Here is a 598-nt window from a genome sequence, read left to right as displayed (position 1 = left end):
TGTTAGGCCCTTCAATTATTGCGTTATATGGCGTTGCTGATAAAACACCGATCTTAATTAGCGTACTGCTTCATATTATCTCTATCGTGCTATTTTTAATGATGGATCAGAAAGTGGGCGATAAATTAGCTAAAGACTCAGAAGAGTCGCACTTTTCTATTCTTCGTTTTATTAAAGTGGCGCCTGCGATATGTGGTGGCATTATCTTTTTTGCATTTTTTGATGGCACAGTGTTGTCTATGTTCCCTATTTATGGGCTAAGTGTTGGTCATAGTGAAGCGATTGCCGCCATGATGATCAGTGCTATTTTGGCGGGAGATGCAATAATGCAAATGCCATTTGGTTGGCTTGCTGATCATATGAATAGAACACGGCTATACCGAATTTGTGGTGTCATTACATTATTAGCAAGCTTATTATTGCCCATTGCTATGCCACATACTTTAGTTATTTGGCCACTATTATTAGTGCTTGGTGCAACGGCGGGAGCCATTTATACCATTGCTTTGGTACAAATTTGGGAATACTTTTCAGCAAATGATCTAATGATAGCAAATGCTTCAGCGGGGATGTTATGGGGCATTGGTGAACTTTCTGG

At 39.8% G+C, this 598-nt stretch carries 1 protein-coding gene; it reads left to right on the top strand.

Translation table 11 applies throughout. The features are described 5' to 3' along the window. Positions 1 to 598: MFS transporter (locus tag IE142_RS40060; protein ID WP_191889478.1), on the top strand; the 598-nt coding region annotated here is incomplete at both ends.

The organism is Streptomyces mutabilis, assembly GCF_014649815.1.
Taxonomy (GTDB): Bacteria; Actinomycetota; Actinomycetes; order Streptomycetales; family Streptomycetaceae; genus Streptomyces; species Streptomyces mutabilis.
The sequence above is the reverse complement of the archived record's forward strand: the minus strand, read 5'-3'. Positions and strand labels throughout refer to the sequence as shown.